Origin of the sequence: Escherichia sp. MOD1-EC6098 (assembly GCF_002965865.1) — a bacterium.
Taxonomy (GTDB): domain Bacteria; phylum Pseudomonadota; class Gammaproteobacteria; order Enterobacterales; family Enterobacteriaceae; genus Escherichia; species Escherichia marmotae.
Map to the genome: position 1 here is coordinate 139374 of NZ_PTSN01000007.1, position 18457 is coordinate 157830.

Below are 18457 nucleotides of genomic sequence, written 5' to 3' on the forward strand. Positions count from 1 at the left end.
TGTAGGCCTGATAAGATGCGTCAAGCATCGCATCAGGCACAAATGCCTACGACGACAACGAAATACAGGTTCCCGCCTCGCCCGCCAGCGTCTCTTCAATTCGCGATAACGCACCAATCCACGCGGGTTTACCACGGCTTCTGACATAACCACTCACCGCCGTCACCTTCGGCCCCATCGAACCATCGGCTTTGGCAAATGGCGCTAACTCATCCGGTGTGGCATGGCGAATGGCGCGTTGCTGTGGCGTTCCCCAGTTTTCATATACCGCATCAGCATCGGTGAGGATCACCAGCCCATCGGCATTAATCTGCCTGGCGAGCAACGCAGCGGCGAGATCTTTATCAATCACCGCTTCACTCCCAGCTCCGTCATCCGTCACCGGAACACCGCCGCCGCCACTACAAATCACCACATGCCCCTCTTTGAGCAACAACTCAATGGCTTCGCTGTCGAGAATTTTACGCGGTTGTGGAGATGCCACCACCCGGCGCAAGTATTTACCGTCGCGTTTCATCTGCCAGCCGTATGCCGTTTCCAGCGACTCTTGCTCTTCCGGCTGATAAACCGGACCGATAAACTTCTCTGGCTGCGAAAATGCCGGATCATCAGGTGAAACTTCAATGCGCGTCAGCACCGTCGTCACCGGTGGCATCTGCGGCTGTGCGCTCAAACTCTGCGCCAGCATATAGCCAATCATCCCCTGGCTTTCCGCCACCAGCACATCCAGCGGATACGGTTCCACCTCTTTCCACGCCAGATTCTGTAACGCCAGCAGCCCCACCTGCGGCCCGTTGCCGTGAACAATCGCCAGCCGATAAGAACGCGCCAGATGTGCCAGCGCGGGTACAGCACTGGCAATATTGCGATATTGATTTTCTGCCGTCAGCGCCTCACCGCGCTGGAGTAAGGCGTTGCCCCCAAGAGCTACAACCAGTGTTTTCATGGTGTTCCTTGTAATAATTGTTGACCAAGCCAGAACCCCAGCAGCGTATCTGCCCCTGACGTATGCCCCAGCGCCAACAGCGAATCAATCGCTGCTTCGATACGTTTCGGGCAACTCAGAGCATGAACAAAGTGCAGGAGTGGCGAGGCGAAATAGCCTTGGGCGGCGTAACGCAAATAACTAACGCTCACCGCCGTGGTAACGTGTTGAAGATTGTCGGAACAGGCAAAAAACGGGCGACCGGAGCGCGCATCTAAAGCGCCATAATACCAGGCCGCCAGCAGCATTCCGCTCAGCGTGTCATCATGACTTGGCGTTAATCCCGGACCTTTGCCCAGCCAGTGCCGCCAGTCGGTCTTAACGCCATTGAGTGCGGTCTGAAAACAGTGACGAAACTGGCGCAATTCAGCGGGTAGCGGATCGCTTAGCGCCAACACCAGTGGCCCAAAAAGCCCGGTTTCCTCCGCGCGTTGCATCCATGCAGCGGCAAGCGGTTGAGGATGCGCAGGCGGCGTAATACGTAGCAAACAATAACGCTGTGGCTGTTTAACCGTAAAACGCCCGAGGCAAATCCCTTGAGCCACAACTTGCGGTCGTTCATTGCCACGTAATCCACCGCATAACGCATCGAATTGCGCGCGGCGAAGCACCCATCCTCCGGGGCCGAAACCACTTCCCTGACGATGCAGCGTTAACAGTTCGCCGCTTTCCGTCAGCAGATTAATCGCCCGCCGCCAGACGCCCGCTAACCGCCAGGACTGGCGATAGTCTGGTGCGCTACGACTGGCAAGCAGAGGATGGATGATCGTCATCGCGCGTTCCTCAACCAATACCCATACTTTCAGCCAGGGCTTCCAGCGCCTGTTCAAAGCAGGCCAGCGGTGCCCGTACAGTGCCTGCCCCTATCTGCCCGATCCCCGCTTCTTTATGGGCGATACCAGTATTGATGAGCGGCGTAATGCCGGTTTCCACAACGCGACGAATATCCAGCCCCAGACATGCGCCCTGGAAATCCCAGCCGGGGATCGGCAACTGCATATTGCGTTCAAGGAAGATTTCCGCCATCTCTTCAGATACCGTTCTTGCAGCCTCCACGCCACCCGCACCGACAAAACGCGTTACGCCTGGGGCGGCGATCATTGCCGCTCCACCGATACCAAAGGTTTCGGTAATCGCGCTATCGCCCATATCCGGATTCGCCTGCTCCTGCGAGAAGCCGGAGAAAAACAGACCTTGTGGAGTGTTAACTGGCGCAGTAAACCAGCGATCGCCCAGACCGCTTACCCGAATCCCAAACATATTGCCGTTGCGGGTCATTGCCGTAACGATGCTGCCCGCGCGGATCATCGCGCCTGCATCCATCGCCGCCTTGCAATAGGCCATCGCGAGATTGAGGAAGAACTGATCGGTCACGCTAAGGAAGTCCATCACCTCCGCGATTTGCTGTTTATCGTGATCGAGACGGGCGATTTGCGGTGCCAGCGCACGCATCAACAGTGCTGAGGAAGCAATGTTGCGTTGATGGAACTCATCGCCCATCGTAATGCCCTGCGCCATCATCGCGGTGAGATCGATACCATGCTCCATGCGCCCCAGCGCGGCGCTTAATACTGGCATCAACACATCGCGCATCCAGCGATGGCGAGTCAGAACATCTTCGCCATAGGCACCGAAACGCATCACTTTGCCGATACCTTCGTTGAGGTTGCAATACGCCCGGTTACCGTCGGTCACATTCTCAACCACCAGCATCGGCATACTGGCAGAGGTAATACCGCCCATTGGCCCGACAGCATTCACATGGTGGCAAGGAATGAAGTTCACTTCCCCCTGCTCCAGCATCGCCAAAGCCTGCGCTTCATCTTTTGCCCAGCCTTCAAACAGACATGCGCCCACGCACGCTCCTTTCATTGGCCCGGTCATCTCCTGCCAGCGCATCGGTGGCCCGGCGTGAAGCAGTGTTTTACCCTGATTTAACGCGCTAATGAGTGAAGAAGCCGGTTGCACATCCAGCCAGTGTGGACGAGCGCGACGAATTTGTTCGATAACCGCAGTATTGGCTTGCGCCACTGATGTAAACATGGGAACCCCCCCTTATTGCAAACGTTCTAATAAACGAGCCAGTTTTTTATTGCCGCCAGCGACTGGCACCCATTGGTAATGCACTACCGGTTTGCTGGCACTTTGAAGATCCAGCGCAAAACTGCGTAACCCGGCGTTAATCACAGCGACGTTTTTCAGTAATGATGGAGTGTATTTATGCGTGGCTGGCGAAAGCGGATGAATCAGCGCCGCCGCCAGCAACGTGGCTTCAGGCAGTGAACTGACCACCGCGATCCCCGCATCTTCCAGTGTGGCAATTTGTTGCGAACGGCATTGCGGGTCACGTTCAGTACCCGTCACCGTGGCAATGGCATACAGAGGTTGACTATCTGGACGGGCGTCACAGGCTTGTTGCCATGCGCTTACCAGCGATGCGGCAGGATCGGCAGTCGCACCAAAACCAATCACCACATCGAGTAGCAATACACGCACTTGTGGTTTAGCACCGAGATCGGCAATCAACAGATTACGTAACGTCGGGTCGATCATCGGATGGGGACGCCCGACGGTGTAGAAATCATCGCCCAGATCGAGGATCTGGTGACCATCAGCGTCCAGCATCATGCCGTGATGATGGGCATCGTCGGCTGGCACGCCCAGATGTCCGGCGAGTAATCCCGCCGCTTCGGCTGCCAGCGTACCGCCGGTATACAAGCCGCAAATAAATCCACTGCTGGCCGGAGCTATCGCATTACGTCGCGCTGTAACGCGTGAAAGCAGGCAAGCCAGACGCGCGGCATCATCCAGCGAGGAGGCAAACCACACATTCTCGTCACGAGTCGCCGTCGGGGTATAACCTAAAAACAGCGCCACCGTCGGTTTGCCGGTTACTTTCATGGCATTAACAATTTTCAGGCGCACGGCTTCGGCTGGCGGTTTTGAGACAAACGCCAGCACTTCGCTTTTCTCGTCTGCACTGAGCATTTCCAGCGCCGTCAGCGCACTGATGCCGCCCACTTCACGGCTGAGATCGCGCCCGCCCAGACCAATTGCGTGGGAGATCCCCTCCCCTGCCAGCGCAATCTGCGAGCACAATTCCTGGATCTCTGTACCAGAAGCGCCAATGACACCAATATTGCCTTCCGGCATCACATTAGCGAAAGCCAGCGGCGTAGAGGCAATCATCGACGTACCGCAATCCGGCCCCATCACCAGCAAGCCTTTTTCCCGCGCATGAGTTTTGAGTTGGATTTCGTCTTCCAGCGTGACGTTATCGGAGAACATCATCACGTTGAGGTTGCGATCCAGCGCCTGATTAGCCAGTTCCGCCGCGTACTCACCCGCCACTGAAATCAGCGCCAGATTAGCGTCGGGTAATTTCTGACAGGCGCTATCCCAGCGGCGCACCTGCGTTAACGCCTGGCTGCTGACCGTCCCCTGCGCCAGTTGCTTTAACGCCTCTTCAAGCTGCTGCATAATCGCCTGCGCGATCCCCGCATCCGCCGCTTCGCTACGAATTGCCACGCAAATATCGTTCGGCGTGGCGTTATTAAAATCGTCATGCCAGAAACCTGTAGTCTCTAATAACGCTTTATTAGCGGGCGTACCCATCATTACGGAAACATCATCAACATTTTCTGATTCGCTGAGTTTTCGTGAAATAATCATTAAACTGACCGAATCCTGAAAACACCCTTTTTTAATAAAGGCGTGGATCATAACAACTCCTTAAAAATTGCACCCATGGCAATTGCACGAGCAGTATTAATGTGTCAATTACGGTATCGTCGGTCGATGGTAAATAAGGTGATAAACATCACACAGAGATTATTAGTAAAGTAAATCAAATAACCGCCAGAGCATTACGTGTTATTTTTTAACAAGCGACGTAATTTTAAAAATCAGATTAAAAACAGGCGGATTATCAAATAAATTCTAACTATATTTTTTTGCCTGTCTGGATCACATAATCCAGATATTTTCCCTGTATGTTAATTGCAGTCATGCTTCACACCGTCGTTAAAAAGGAAGACAGATGAAAATCAGTCGGGAAACACTCCACCAGCTAATTGAGAATAAACTCTGCCTGGCTGGGTTAAAACGTGAGCACGCTGCAACCGTTGCTGAAGTATTGGTTTACGCCGATGCCAGAGGGATCCACTCTCATGGCGCGGTACGCGTGGAATACTACGCAGAACGCATTTCAAAAGGCGGCACTAACCGCGAACCGGCATTCCGTCTTGAGGAGACAGGGCCGTGCTCGGCAATTTTACATGCCGACAACGCCGCCGGGCAGGTTGCCGCAAAAATGGCTATGGAACATGCCATCAAAACCGCCCAACAAAATGGCGTTGCCGTGGTCGGCATTAGTCGGATGGGGCACAGCGGTGCAATCTCTTATTTTGTGCAGCAGGCAGCTCACGCCGGATTAATTGGCATTTCGATGTGTCAGTCCGATCCCATGGTGGTGCCATTTGGTGGGGCGGAAATTTACTACGGTACTAACCCGCTGGCCTTTGCCGCGCCGGGAGAAAGTGACGAGATCCTTACCTTTGATATGGCGACTACCGTACAGGCATGGGGGAAAGTACTCGACGCGCGCTCGCGCAATATGTCTATTCCGGAGACCTGGGCGGTCGATAAAAACGGAGCACCAACAGCCGATCCATTCTCGGTTAACGCCCTGCTGCCCGCTGCCGGACCGAAAGGTTATGGCCTGATGATGATGATTGATCTGCTTTCAGGCGTGTTACTCGGTTTACCGTTCGGGCGTCAGGTCAGTTCAATGTATGACGATTTACACGCCGGACGTAATTTGGGGCAATTACATCTGGTAATTAATCCTGACTTTTTCTCCTCCAGCGAATTATTCCGACAACATCTTAGCCAGACCATGTGCGAATTAAATGCCATTACCCCCGCGCCCGGTTTTAGCCAGGTTTATTATCCCGGACAGGATCAAGATATTAAACAACGCAAAGCCGCCGTCGAAGGTATCGAGATTGTTGATGATATTTACCAGTATTTAATTTCCGACGCGCTTTATAACACGTCATATGAAACGAAAAATCCCTTTGCACAATAATAATTGAGACAGGACTTTCCTATGATCACACATTTTCGCCAGGCCATAGAAGAAACGCTGCCCTGGCTTTCCTCTTTTGGCGCAGACCCAACGGGTGGAATGACCCGTTTACTTTATTCGCCGGAATGGCTGGAAACCCAGCAACAATTCAAAAAAAGAATGGCCGTCAGCGGGCTGGAAACACATTTTGACAAAGTGGGGAATTTATACGGCCGCCTGAGCGGCACCGAATACCCACAGGAAGTGGTTCTGAGCGGTTCGCATATCGATACCGTTGTTAACGGCGGTAACCTTGACGGGCAATTCGGCGCACTGGCGGCGTGGCTGGCAATTGACTGGCTGAAAACGCAATACGGCGCGCCGCTGCGTACAGTCGAAGTGGTGGCGATGGCAGAAGAAGAAGGCAGCCGCTTCCCATATGTCTTCTGGGGCAGTAAAAACATTTTCGGTCTGGCGAATCCTGACGATGTGCGGAATATCTGTGATGCCAAAGGCAACAGCTTCCTTGATGCGATGCTCGCCTGCGGATTTGCCCTGCCGAACACGCCGCTACCACCACGCGAGGACATCAAAGCCTTTGTCGAACTGCATATTGAACAAGGCTGTGTGCTGGAAAGTAATGGTCAATCAATTGGCATCGTGAATGCAATTGTCGGGCAACGTCGCTACACGGTGACGCTGAACGGCGAATCAAACCATGCAGGCACCACGCCGATGGGCTATCGTCGTGATACGGTCTACGCGTTCAGTCGCATTTGCAATCAAGCGGTTGAAAAAGCGAAAAAGATGGGCGATCCGCTGGTGCTCACCTTTGGCAAGGTGGAGCCGCGCCCGAATACGGTGAATGTGGTGCCGGGGAAAACCACTTTCACTATTGATTGTCGCCATACTGACGCCGCCGTGTTGCGTGATTTCACCCAACGGTTAGAAAACGACATGCGGGCGATTTGCGATGAAATGGATATCGGTATTGATATCGATTTATGGATGGATGAAGAACCCGTGCCAATGAACAAAGAACTGGTCGCCACCCTGACGGAGCTGTGCAAGAAGGAAGCCCTGAACTATCGGGTAATGCACAGCGGTGCCGGACACGACGCGCAAATTTTCGCGCCTCGCGTGCCGACCTGCATGATTTTCATTCCCAGCATTAACGGGATCAGCCATAACCCGGCGGAACGCACCAATATTAACGACCTTGCCGAAGGGGTCAAAACGTTGGCACTCATGCTTTATCAACTTGCCTGGCAGAAATAAGGAGTCATAAATGGGATATTTAAATAACGTCACGGGTTACCGCGATGATTTACTGGCTAACCGCGCGATTGTGAAACACGGTAATTTCGCACTGTTAACCCCAGACGGCCTGGTGAAAAATATTATTCCGGGCTTTGAAAATTGTGACTCGACGATCCTGTCTACACCAAAGCTGGGCGCTACGTTTGTCGATTATCTGGTCACGCTGCATCAAAACGGCGGTAATCAGCAGGGTTTCGGCGGCGATGGGATAGAAACTTTCCTGTATGTGATTTCTGGAAATATCACTGCCGAAGCTGAAGGGAAAAAATTTGACTTAAGCGAAGGTGGGTATCTGTATTGCCCGCCAGGTTCCTTAATGACGTTTGTTAATTCCCAGACCGAAGACAGCCAAATCTTCTTATATAAGCGCCGTTATATTCCGGTAGAAGGCCATGCGCCGTGGCTGGTTTCTGGCAATGCAAATGAACTGGAACGTATTCACTATGAAGGTATGGACGATGTGATCCTGCTGGACTTCCTGCCAAAAGAGTTAGGCTTTGATATGAACATGCATATCCTCTCTTTTGCGCCAGGTGCCAGCCACGGTTATATCGAAACCCACGTTCAGGAACACGGTGCCTATATTCTTTCCGGTCAGGGGGTTTATAACCTCGACAATAACTGGATCCCAGTAAAAAAAGGCGATTACATCTTTATGGGCGCATATTCCTTGCAAGCCGGTTATGGCGTAGGGCGCGGTGAAGCGTTTAGTTATATTTATTCGAAAGATTGCAACCGCGACGTTGAGATTTAATTAATACCACTCTCGCTGAGATTTTTATTTTAGCTATGTTGGATTTCGCCACGGTTTATACCGTGGCTTTTTTTTCGCAACATTACCTGATGCGCTTCACTTATCAGGCCTACATGATAATTTTCGCGATTTCCAGGACGGAACCGGCATACACAACACGCACGTTGTCAGTAATCTGAACGGATGCGATATGAACCGCATCCACTTTATTAAGGTAAGAATCAGAGTTTAATTCCCTGACCTATTTTAATGGCACAGGCAATATTCCGCGCGCTGTTAAAGAGATTGGTTTCACCACTGGCAAGCACTTCGGCTAAAGGTGCCAGCCGCGGCAGTATACTGAAAACAGCGTCGATACCATATTGATGCACCACTTCCACGCCATCACCCAATACGCCAGCAATCCCAATCACCGGGACATTTAATTTCTTCGCCACTGACGCCACACCCAGCGGCGCTTTACCGCCTGCCGTTTGTGAGTCAATGCGCCCCTCACCGGTGATCACCAGCGCCGCACCTTGCACCGCCTGCGCAAGATTGACCGCATTTAACACAATATCAATACCCGGTTTGATATCCGCATTGAGAAACACTGCCGCCGCAATGCCCATTCCGCCCGCTGCGCCGCCACCTGCCATCTGGCAGACGTTAATTTCAGTTTGCTGTTGTAAAACACGGGCGTAATTTTGCAGCCCCTGTTCCAGCTCTTCGACCATTTCCGGCGTTGCCCCCTTTTGTGGGCCAAACACCGTAGCCGCACCGCGTGCCCCTACCAGCGGGTTATCGACATCGCACGCGACTTCGATATGGCAGCTCACCAGACGCGGATCGCGCTCCTCTATCTCAATGCTTGCCACACGGGCTAAATTACCGCCATTTGCCGCCAGCACCAGACCATCAGCATCGAGAAAACGCACACCGAGTGCCTGCGCCATGCCCATGCCGCCGTCTACCGTCGCGCTGCCGCCAATGCCGAGAATAATATGACGAATGCTGTTATCAAGCGCATGGCGAATTAACTCACCGGTGCCATAACTTGACGCCAGTAGCGGATTACGCTTTTCAGGTGCGACCAGCATCAGGCCACTTGCCGCCGCCATCTCGATCACCGCCGTTTTCCCATCCCCAGTAATGCCATAAAAAGCATTCACTTTTTCGCCCATCGGTCCACAGACTTCATGCGTCACGATTTTGCCGCCCGTCGCAGCAACCATCGCATCAACCGTCCCCTCTCCACCATCCGCTATCGGCAAACAGATATAGTGCGCATCGGGAAAGAGGGTCGAAAATCCAGCTTTAATTGCCTGACAACATTTTTCTGCACTTAAGCTCTCTTTAAAAGAGTCTGGCGCAATGACAATTTTCATTATTAATCCTTTTTCAACAAATTATTCGATGCGTTCCCACGGAATTAGATTATCCATAAGAACAGCCAGTAAAATTCCGACCAGTAGGCCGTTACTGAGTAGAGGACGAAGCGTTAATGGAAGATCTTGCAGATACACAGGCGGTAATGCCATTAAAAATATGCCGACAAATAACGGCAATGCGAGGCGATAAATATTGCGAGCGGTAAAAGTTATTTGCTGGCTAAATACCAGAGCAGAAAAGAGCAGCGGTAGATAAGAAACCAGCATAACCGCGCTACTCACCGGTAATGGAATACTACAGAACAGTCGTGTAAGTGCAGGAATCAGCGCCACCAGCAGACAAATAACGCTGCCATAAATAAACGAGCGTCGCGAGTAATCGCCGGTCTGGGTTAATAAACCAATTGATGAAACAAACGGCGAGAATGGAATTACCGACAACGGTACGGTTATCAGGGTCATAAATCCGGTCACCACAAAGCTGCGACGATAACGCGCATTCCCCGCGCCCTGTTGCGGATAAAAAACATCTGTACCGCGAATCGCACCGTAGGTATTACTGATATTAACCAGACCGGTAATCACCGCCGTCAGAATAATTCCCGGTGACAACGTGCCACCACTACCGAGCGGGAACCACTGCCAGTGCAACTCACCGGAAAGCGAATGCGAGGACGAAAAGCAAAAATGCCATAACAACCACCCGGTTATCGTGCCGACCAGCAAGCCGTAACGGGCAAAACGTTGCGGCAGAAAGATAATCATCGCCAGCACCAGACACATTACCGCCACCGAGAGCGCGAACGGCGGTAACTGAATTTTAAAATCAGGATCGGCTATGCCAAACGGCAGCCCGAGCATACCTTTAAAAAAGATGCTGGTCAGTTGTGCGCCAAGCATCAGCATAAACAGCACCATCACCGTCGGGGTAAATAACCGCGCCAGGCGATGACCTAAGCCACTAACACCAATCATTATTGTCAGTACGCCGGAGAGCGCAATTCCCACCGCCAGACTGGTGGCGATATCGTTGATCGGTGTACCGCGCGACGCTTCTCCGAGGGTGATGGTGAGGATGGTTCCCCACCACAGGCCCCCCGGCCCTTCCATAATTGCGCGACGATGACCGCAGAATGCCTGAGCAAAGCAGGCCAGCGCGGTAGAGAGAAAAGCATATTGGGTGAGCGTAAGCAGGCTACTTTGCGGCAACTGAAAAGCCGAAAGCAACGTAGGAGGAACCACAACGGTGTTGCAAAAAATAAAGAAAAACCACTGAAACCCTGATAACAGGCTTTCGCGGCTGACTACAAAATTGAACATAAACACACCTTAACCGGAGAATGCCCGCACGCGGCGGGCATTGCAGGGGCCAGATTACTGCTGATGTTTAAGGATAAATTGACCTTTAGGCGCAACAGGGAAGCCCTGTTCGATGTCGTAAATCACATCACCACGTAAGATGGTTTTCGTGATACGCGCGCCAATGGTACGGCCAACATACGGGCTGACTTTGTGGCGATATTCCAAATCGTCATTGGTAAGAACATAGCTGCTATTCGGCTGAATGAAGACGAAGTCGGCATCTTTTCCTGGGGCGATACGACCTTTTTGCTGCAAACCGAAAATATCCGCCGCATTGGTGGCCATTAATTTGCCGAACATGGCCAGAGACATACCACGTTTCTGTACCGCTTCATCGAACATCACGTCCATGCAGCTTTGCAGACCAGCGATACCGCCCCATGCTTTCATGATGTTACCGGCTTTCATTTCAGGAGGGCATGGAGAGTGGTCAGAAACCAGGCAGTCGATTTCACCGTTGAACAGTTTTTCCCACATGCCGTTCTGGTTTTCCAAATCGCGGATCGGCGGTGAACACTTCGCCAGAGTGCCTATTTCTTCAAACTGATCGGTATCCAGCACAAAGTAATGCGGGCAGGATTCACAGGTAACGTCCTGACCTTCCTGACGCGCACGAGTCACTTCTTCAACACCTTCCGGGCTGCTGATGTGGCAAACGTGCAGACGGCAACCGGCAACTTTTGCCAGATACAGTACGCGGCGAATCGCTTCCACTTCCGTAAATACCGGGCGCGAAGCGACATAGTCATGCGCGGTTACGCGGCCTTCACGCTTCGCTTCTTCGCCCAGTTCGTCACAGATCAGCGCGTTTTCGCAGTGCACCAGCACCGGCTGACCCAGCTCGCCCAGCTTCTGCGCGCCTTTGAAGAACTGCCAGTCATTGACGTCACGGAAGTCATTGTCGATACCGCGATCGCCACAGGTTGCGACGAAGCATTTGAAGCCGACAACGCCCACTTCATCCAGCTCATGCAGACGGTCGATATTGTAAGACACCAGGCCACCGAGTTGTGCCGCATCGATAGTCAGCTTGCCTTTAGCGGCATCAAACTTCAGTTCAATAGAAGCGCGGTCAACGGTAGCTGGCAACTGGTTGAGCGGCATTTCGATCATGGTGGTAATACCGCCTTTTGCCGCTGCGCGAGTGCCGGTTTCATAACCTTCCCAGTGGCTGCGACCTGGCTCAGAAATATGGGTGTGCGCATCAACCATGCCCGGAGAGACCACCAGACCAGACGCATCCATAATTTCTTTTGCATCGCCCAGCTCCTGACCGATAGCGGCAATTTTTCCGCCTTTAACGGCGATATCTACAACGCGAGCTTCATTTTCTAAAATGACAGTGCCGTTTTTAATAATTAAATCAAAAGACATAACAAACTCCTTGTAAAATACAGATTGGTTTTTTAACTCAATGTTCAATATCGGGATTAATTAACCTGTGACTTTTTGTTCTCCTGTTTTTTCTATTGCTGTGCGTTTTTTTAATAAAGCGTAAGCCGCAAAGGCGACGATAACGCCGACAAACCATGAAATTCGAGATAATGGTTCCATGACCGGAATAAATTTACCGCCGAGAGATAAAATAACCGCCACCAAAGTTACTGAGAACGCGGTAAGGTTAAAGCCGTTATCGTAGTATTTAAAATCACCGGATGCGGTATATAATTCATCAAGATTAATTTGCCCACGCATGACCACGAAATAGTGAGCCATCATCACACCAATTACCGACCCCAGCATTCCGCCGATAATATCGAGGAACAGATAAATACTGTCCTGATTTTCCATTAATTTCCACGGGCAGATCAGCAGGCTGATAATACTGGCAATCAGTACGCCGTTTTTATAGGTCAGTTTCGTCGGTGCAATAGCAGCAATCTGATAACCGGCCGGAATAATATTACCGGTGGCGTTAGTCGAAATGGTCGTCATCAGAATAACCAGTACCGCAAAGAATGAGGCGAACAGGCTGTCCCAACGTTGAACAATATCCAGCACGTTCCAGGTATCAGCGCCGTAATGAATACTGGCTCCGGCAATAATACTTACCCCAGCAACCGCAAACAGAATATAGGCCACGACCAGACCCAGCGTTTGCCCCAGCGCCTGCTCACGAAACGAGTGGGCGTTTTGCGTAAAGTCGGATGCGCTTACCGCCGGTGCTGCCCAGACCGCAACCACCGCGTTTATCACCACCAGGAACAGGAAACCACTGTTTTCTGCTTTCTGTACACCACTGGGGATGTAGTCGAGGATTGGACCGATCCCAACCAACGAAATCGCCCAAATCGCCATGCCACCGAAAACGATATAGATGCACGGGTTAAGAATGGCGGTGAATTTATTTAAAACTTTGCCGCCACCGAAGCCAATTCCAACGTTAACCAGCCAAAAAAACAAGAAGGTAATCAGGCCGGGTAGAGAAAGTCCTAACAGAGTGAAATCACCACCGAGAGTTAAAAACCCCGGCCAGATTTTGCCAATCAGGATCAAGCAGGCCAGTGACCCCGCGTAGCATTGCAGGCCAAACCACATGATAGCGGCAATACCACCTCTTAATAATCCGGGAAACAGTGCGCCACGTACACCGTAAGAAGCACGCAGGATCATGGCAAATGGTACGCCGTATTTACTGCCCGCCGCACCGTTTAATACCATTACCGCTGCAATAAAAAAGGCACTAAGGATAATTGCCAGCATAATACTAAAGGTAGACAAGCCGAGAATAAAAAAGCCACCTACCATTACGTAGTTGGGAACGTTATGTACCGACCCCATCCATAAGGTAAAATAGTTAAATGTTTTCCAGGTCCGCTGGTTTTGCGTTTTCGGTAATAGATCTTCGCTATAGCCACGTTGCTGGAATAGTTTTCTCTGATGTTCCATAAATCCCTCTTAATTTCACGTATTGAATAACGCTGTTTTAATCTAGCTATGAGGAACTAATAAAATAAAAAATAGATTTAATACTGAAGCAACATCGTTGGCTGCTTTCTTTTTTACTGCAGGCCGAATCAATTATTTGATATCGGCCATTATTTATTGCGGGCATCGTAGCTTCATCAGCCATGATGCTCATTTATCAGGCCAGTTTATGATTCGCCATTAATTCCAGCGCCTGCACTAACGCAGAGTGATCCAACTGGCTGCCGCCGTTTGCTGCACAGGTATTAAATAATTCCTGGCAGGTCGCGGTGTTTGGCAGATTCAGCGCCAGCGCTTTCGCACTTTGTAGCGCCAGGTTGAGATCTTTCTGGTGCAGAGCGATTTTGAAGCCCGGATTAAAGGTGCGTTTAATCATACGCTCTCCGTGAACTTCCAGAATGCGCGAGGAGGCAAAGCCACCCATCAACGCCTGACGCACACGCACAGGATCAGCACCGGCTTTCGAAGCAAACAACAGGGCTTCAGAAACCGCTTCAATATTGAGCGCCACGATAATCTGGTTCGCCACTTTGCAGGTTTGACCGTCGCCGTTACCGCCCACGAGGGTGATATTTTTACCGAGCAGTTCAAACAGCGGTTTCACGCGTTCAAATACCGCTTCGTCACCGCCAACCATAATTGACAACGTCCCTTCACGCGCGCCAATTTCTCCGCCGGAAACGGGCGCATCGAGATAATTACCACCCAGTTCATTTACCTGACGAGCAAAACGTTTAGTTTCAATCGGTGAAATAGAACTCATATCAACAATGGTTTTGCCCTTCAGCGCAGCTTTAGTACAGCCATTGTCACCAAACAGAACCTCTTCAACGTGCGGCGTATCCGGCACCATAATAAAAATGATGTCGGCAGCGTCCGTTACCTGGCGCGCGGTTTCGACATTAACGGCACCGAGTGACAGTAATTCATCAGCAACCGGTCCAATGGTTGTGACATGTAATTGATGACCGGCACGCGCCAGATTAATGGCCATCGGGGTGCCCATAATGCCTAAGCCAATAAATCCCAGTTTCATAATTAACCTCTTTTAAATGTCGCCATTCCTGAATTCAGACAACACGATCCCCTGCCGATGTTGCGGCCTAAAAAAGCATTGTCTGAACAGCGTTACGTTTTAACGGTACGGTTCCATCCAGCGTAAACCGGCTTCCGTAGTGGTTTGGGGTTTATATTCACACCCAACCCAACCGTTGTAGTCAGAATTTTCAATTACCGTAAAGAGATAATCGTAATTAATTTCTCCGGTTCCTGGTTCGCCGCGATGTGGATTATCAGCGATTTGCAGATGACCAATTTTATCGGCCCATTGGGTTATGGTATTGGTTAATTCACCTTCCATCCGTTGCATATGATAAATGTCATACTGGATTTTTACATTGCAGCAGCCAACATCTTCAATCAGTTTCAGTGCCTGCTGAGTTCCGGTGAGATGAAAACCAGGAATATCGAAATGGTTGATTGGCTCAATCAATAATAAAATATCTTCTTTCATCAGCATATTCGCGGCATAACGCAGATTTTCCACAAGCGTTGCGTGAATCTGTTCACTGCTGAAGCCTGCTGGTGTTTTCCCGACCAGACAGTTAACTTTTTTATTACCCAGCGCACGGGCATAACGAATCGCTGCTGCTACGCCATCACGAAACTCTTCTTCACGCCCTGGAATACAGGCAATACCCCGCTCGCCTGCCGCCCAGTCACCCGCCGGTAAATTATGCAGCGTATGTTCAAGTTTATTACTCACCAGTACCTGTTTTAATTCTTCAATGTCGTAGTCATAAGGAAACATAAATTCAACACCGCGAAAACCACACTGAGCGGCTTTCTCAAAACGGCTGAGAAAATCATATTCGCCAAATAACATCGATAAATTAGCAGAGAAACGTAACATTATTTATCTCCCTTATTCATAGTGCATGAAACAGGTTTCCGTCGGTGCGTCCACTGCGTTATCCGCAATATCTTCAAATTCCATGACGTTATCCAGTTCACTGCCCATCGAAATATTAGTCACACGCTCCAGCATAATTTCCACTACCACCGGAACACGGTACTGATTCATTAAGGCTTTCGCCTGTTCAAAGGCCGGAGCAATATCTTCCGGTTTGAAGACGCGAATGGCTTTACAACCCAAACCTTCCGCCACTTTTACGTGGTCAACGCCGTAACCGTTCACATCACTGGAGTTAATATTTTCGAACGCGAGTTGTACGCAGTAATCCATATCAAATGCACGCTGCGACTGGCGAATCAGGCCGAGATAGGCGTTATTGACCAGCACATGGATGTACGGAATGTTGAACTGTGCGCCAACGGCTAACTCTTCAATCAGGAACTGGAAGTCGAAGTCACCGGAAATCGCCACCACATTACGCTCTGGATCAGCCGCACACACGCCCAGCGCCGCCGGAATGGTCCAGCCCAGCGGGCCTGCCTGACCACAGTTGATCCAGTGACGGTCTTTAAAGACATGCAGCATTTGTGCAGCGGCAATTTGCGACAGACCAATAGTGGTGACATAGCAAACATCGCGTCCAAAGGCTTTGTTCATCTCTTCATACACGCGCTGCGGTTTCACCGGCACGTTGTCGAAGTGGGTTTTGCGCAGCAGAGTGCGTTTGCGCTGCTGGCACTCTGCAACCCACTCTTTACGACAAGGCAGACGCCCGGCTTTTTGCATCTCCTGCGCCACTTCAACCAGCAGCATCAGCGCCGCTTTAGCGTCAGAGACAATACCCAGATCCGGACACAGCACGCGGCCAATTTGTGTCGGCTCAATATCGATGTGGACGATTTTGCGCCCTTCGGTGTATTTCTCTACCGAACCGGTATGACGGTTGGCAAAACGGTTACCAATACCAAACACCATGTCGGACGCCAGCAACGTTGCGTTACCGTAGCGATGCGCGGTTTGCAGCCCCACCATCCCGGCCATCAGTTCGTGATCGTCCGGAATACAGCCCCAGCCCATCAGCGTTGGGATCACCGGAACACTGGTCAGTTCAGCAAACTGTTGTAACAGCGCCGCGGCATCGGCGTTGATTACCCCGCCCCCGGCAACAATCACCGGACGTTCGGCCTGAATTAACATTTCTACCGCTTTTTCGATCTGCATACGGCTGGCAGCAGGTTTGTAGGCCGGCAGCGGTTCGTACATGTCAGGATCAAACTCGATTTCCGCAACCTGAACGTCGAACGGTAAATCCACCAGTACCGGCCCCGGACGACCAGAACGCATCAGGTGAAATGCCTGTTGCAGCACACGAGGCACCAGCGCCGCTTCACGTACAGTAACCGCCATTTTACTGACCGGTTTGGCGATAGCTTCGATATCCACCGCCTGGAAATCTTCTTTATGCAGACGAGCGCGCGGAGCCTGACCGGTAATACACAAAATAGGAATGGAATCAGCAGAAGCAGAATAGAGCGCGGTGATCATGTCCGTGCCCGCAGGCCCGGAAGTCCCCAAACAAACGCCGATATTCCCTGCCGTTGCGCGGGTATAGCCTTCCGCCATGTGCGACGCACCTTCTACGTGACGCGCCAGGATGTGACGAATACCGCCGTGCTTACGCATCGCTGAATAGAAAGGGTTGATTGCTGCTCCCGGAACGCCGAAGGCGGTGGTGATACCTTCTTTCTCCAGCACATACATTGCCGCGTCAACGGCTCTCATTTTTGCCATTTTATTCCTACCTCTATTAATTGGAAAAATTTTCCAACTTTCATTTTTTTGTCAAAAAAACCCGCTCCGCAGAGCGGGATGCGACAGACACTATGGATGTGCTTTCAGTCCCAACGCCGTACTAATATCGCGGGCGGTGTCTCTGACCAGCTCACCCTGGCTGACAAAACGATCTTCTGTCAGTCGTGATGAAGGCCCGGAGATAGAGATAGCGGCAACAACACTACCTACATCGTCGTAAATTGCTGAAGCTATGCAATTCAGGCCTACAACATGCTCTTCTTTATCTACGGTATAGCCCAGTTCACGCGCTTGTTCCAGGTCCTTCAGCAAGGTGGGCATATCCACAAGCGTCGTTGGCGTAAACTGCTGCAAACCGGTTTGCAGGATGATGCTCATCAGCTCCTCTTCCGCCAGCGGATAAAGCAGCGCCTTGCCTGCACCGGAAGCATGTAACGGCAGACGACTGCCCAGCGGCGCGCACATCCTGACCATCGATTTACACTCTAACTGACCAATTAAAACCGCTTCATTGCCGTTACGAATTGCGACATTGACCGTCTCGCCGGAAAGCAACATCAGGCGGCGCATAAACGGCCCGGCAACGGAGAGGACATCGCGGTTATGGATATACGCCGCGCCGACGTTAAAGACACCTAATCCTATATGCCACCAGCCTAACTGACTGTCCTGATAGACAAAATCCGCTGCCTGTAAAACCTTCAGCAAGCGAAAGGTCGTTGAGAGCGGCAAATCCAGATTGAGAGAAATATCGCTAACCGATGAACTTCCCCCACTTTTTTCCAGATATTGCAGGATCGCAATTCCCCGTTCTAACGCCTGTGCGCCCTTCTGTGCCACAGGCTCTGCCTGTCCTGGCCTGCCGCGCCGTCTAACTTCCGTCATACCTACGTTAACTCCGACCTACAAGTGAGCATAAACAATGAACAATTAGTTTATCTTA

General features: G+C 51.3%; 15 protein-coding genes. 3 read left to right on the top strand and 12 right to left on the bottom strand.

Annotation, left to right across the window (positions count from 1 at the left end):
* Positions 1 to 46: 46 nt before the first annotated feature.
* The 4 genes from C0K55_RS10260 to C0K55_RS10275 are packed head-to-tail and all read right to left on the bottom strand — an operon-like array spanning position 47 to position 4708.
* Positions 47 to 946, bottom strand: coding sequence for a carbamate kinase (locus tag C0K55_RS10260; protein WP_085448757.1), 900 nt, complete (start codon positions 944 to 946; stop codon positions 47 to 49).
* Positions 943 to 1758 (bottom strand): DUF2877 domain-containing protein, encoded by an 816-nt coding sequence (locus tag C0K55_RS10265; protein WP_016263019.1) that lies wholly within the window; start codon positions 1756 to 1758, stop codon positions 943 to 945. Before C0K55_RS10265 ends, C0K55_RS10260 begins: the two co-directional genes overlap by 4 nt.
* A 10-nt stretch (positions 1759 to 1768) precedes the next feature.
* Entirely contained in the window at positions 1769 to 3028 is a 1260-nt protein-coding gene (locus C0K55_RS10270; protein ID WP_000495419.1) for a DUF1116 domain-containing protein, read from the bottom strand.
* Between the two features lie 12 nt (positions 3029 to 3040).
* On the bottom strand, positions 3041 to 4708 hold the full coding sequence (locus C0K55_RS10275) for an acyl-CoA synthetase FdrA (protein WP_105266040.1): 1668 nt from the start codon (positions 4706 to 4708) through the stop codon (positions 3041 to 3043).
* 316 nt (positions 4709 to 5024) lie between these two features.
* On the opposite strand from C0K55_RS10275, the gene allD reads away from it, so the two are divergent.
* Genes allD through allE form a run of 3 tightly spaced genes read left to right on the top strand, consistent with a single transcriptional unit; the run spans position 5025 to position 8127 of the window.
* Positions 5025 to 6074: an ureidoglycolate dehydrogenase gene (gene allD / locus C0K55_RS10280; RefSeq protein ID WP_001515927.1), complete on the top strand. Its 1050-nt coding sequence runs from the start codon at positions 5025 to 5027 to the stop codon at positions 6072 to 6074.
* A gap of 21 nt (positions 6075 to 6095) precedes the next feature.
* Entirely contained in the window at positions 6096 to 7331 is a 1236-nt protein-coding gene (gene allC / locus C0K55_RS10285; protein ID WP_061090767.1) for an allantoate deiminase, read from the top strand.
* A 10-nt stretch (positions 7332 to 7341) separates the two neighbouring features.
* A complete protein-coding gene (gene allE, locus C0K55_RS10290; RefSeq protein ID WP_000540973.1) occupies positions 7342 to 8127 on the top strand; it encodes a (S)-ureidoglycine aminohydrolase in 786 nt (261 codons plus the stop codon).
* Positions 8128 to 8348: 221 nt separating this feature from the next.
* Here allE and glxK read toward each other — a convergent pair whose 3' ends face one another.
* The 8 genes from glxK to allR all read right to left on the bottom strand — a co-directional run bounded on the left by glxK (position 8349) and on the right by allR (position 18399).
* On the bottom strand, positions 8349 to 9494 hold the full coding sequence (gene glxK / locus C0K55_RS10295) for a glycerate 3-kinase (protein ID WP_001515924.1): 1146 nt from the start codon (positions 9492 to 9494) through the stop codon (positions 8349 to 8351).
* 21 nt (positions 9495 to 9515) lie between these two features.
* Positions 9516 to 10817 (bottom strand): uracil/xanthine transporter, encoded by a 1302-nt coding sequence (locus C0K55_RS10300; protein ID WP_001515923.1) that lies wholly within the window; start codon positions 10815 to 10817, stop codon positions 9516 to 9518.
* A 54-nt stretch (positions 10818 to 10871) separates the two neighbouring features.
* On the bottom strand, positions 10872 to 12233 hold the full coding sequence (gene allB, locus C0K55_RS10305) for an allantoinase AllB (protein ID WP_000006909.1): 1362 nt from the start codon (positions 12231 to 12233) through the stop codon (positions 10872 to 10874).
* Between the two features lie 60 nt (positions 12234 to 12293).
* Positions 12294 to 13748, bottom strand: coding sequence for an allantoin transporter (locus C0K55_RS10310; RefSeq protein WP_105266039.1), 1455 nt, complete (start codon positions 13746 to 13748; stop codon positions 12294 to 12296).
* Between the two features lie 196 nt (positions 13749 to 13944).
* Complete coding sequence (glxR, locus tag C0K55_RS10315) at positions 13945 to 14823, bottom strand: 2-hydroxy-3-oxopropionate reductase (RefSeq protein WP_105266038.1); 879 nt, start codon at positions 14821 to 14823, stop codon at positions 13945 to 13947.
* Between the two features lie 99 nt (positions 14824 to 14922).
* A complete protein-coding gene (hyi, locus tag C0K55_RS10320) occupies positions 14923 to 15699 on the bottom strand; it encodes a hydroxypyruvate isomerase (RefSeq protein ID WP_105266037.1) in 777 nt (258 codons plus the stop codon).
* Positions 15700 to 15711: 12 nt separating this feature from the next.
* Positions 15712 to 17493, bottom strand: coding sequence for a glyoxylate carboligase (gene gcl / locus C0K55_RS10325; RefSeq protein ID WP_001515920.1), 1782 nt, complete (start codon positions 17491 to 17493; stop codon positions 15712 to 15714).
* A gap of 90 nt (positions 17494 to 17583) precedes the next feature.
* Entirely contained in the window at positions 17584 to 18399 is an 816-nt protein-coding gene (gene allR, locus C0K55_RS10330) for an HTH-type transcriptional repressor AllR (protein WP_000141275.1), read from the bottom strand.
* Positions 18400 to 18457: the final 58 nt, after the last annotated feature.

Excerpts from the sequence above, each read along its gene's own strand:
- C0K55_RS10260 (WP_085448757.1), bottom strand. The coding sequence starts at position 946 with ATGAAAACACTGGTTGTAGCTCTTGGGGGCAACGCCTTACTCCAGCGC.
- C0K55_RS10265 (WP_016263019.1), bottom strand. The coding sequence starts at position 1,758 with ATGACGATCATCCATCCTCTGCTTGCCAGTCGTAGCGCACCAGACTAT.
- C0K55_RS10270 (WP_000495419.1), bottom strand. The coding sequence starts at position 3,028 with ATGTTTACATCAGTGGCGCAAGCCAATACTGCGGTTATCGAACAAATT.
- C0K55_RS10275 (WP_105266040.1), bottom strand. The coding sequence starts at position 4,708 with ATGATCCACGCCTTTATTAAAAAAGGGTGTTTTCAGGATTCGGTCAGT.
- allD (WP_001515927.1), top strand. The coding sequence starts at position 5,025 with ATGAAAATCAGTCGGGAAACACTCCACCAGCTAATTGAGAATAAACTC.
- allC (WP_061090767.1), top strand. The coding sequence starts at position 6,096 with ATGATCACACATTTTCGCCAGGCCATAGAAGAAACGCTGCCCTGGCTT.
- allE (WP_000540973.1), top strand. The coding sequence starts at position 7,342 with ATGGGATATTTAAATAACGTCACGGGTTACCGCGATGATTTACTGGCT.
- glxK (WP_001515924.1), bottom strand. The coding sequence starts at position 9,494 with ATGAAAATTGTCATTGCGCCAGACTCTTTTAAAGAGAGCTTAAGTGCA.
- C0K55_RS10300 (WP_001515923.1), bottom strand. The coding sequence starts at position 10,817 with ATGTTCAATTTTGTAGTCAGCCGCGAAAGCCTGTTATCAGGGTTTCAG.
- allB (WP_000006909.1), bottom strand. The coding sequence starts at position 12,233 with ATGTCTTTTGATTTAATTATTAAAAACGGCACTGTCATTTTAGAAAAT.
- C0K55_RS10310 (WP_105266039.1), bottom strand. The coding sequence starts at position 13,748 with ATGGAACATCAGAGAAAACTATTCCAGCAACGTGGCTATAGCGAAGAT.
- glxR (WP_105266038.1), bottom strand. The coding sequence starts at position 14,823 with ATGAAACTGGGATTTATTGGCTTAGGCATTATGGGCACCCCGATGGCC.
- hyi (WP_105266037.1), bottom strand. The coding sequence starts at position 15,699 with ATGTTACGTTTCTCTGCTAATTTATCGATGTTATTTGGCGAATATGAT.
- gcl (WP_001515920.1), bottom strand. The coding sequence starts at position 17,493 with ATGGCAAAAATGAGAGCCGTTGACGCGGCAATGTATGTGCTGGAGAAA.
- allR (WP_000141275.1), bottom strand. The coding sequence starts at position 18,399 with ATGACGGAAGTTAGACGGCGCGGCAGGCCAGGACAGGCAGAGCCTGTG.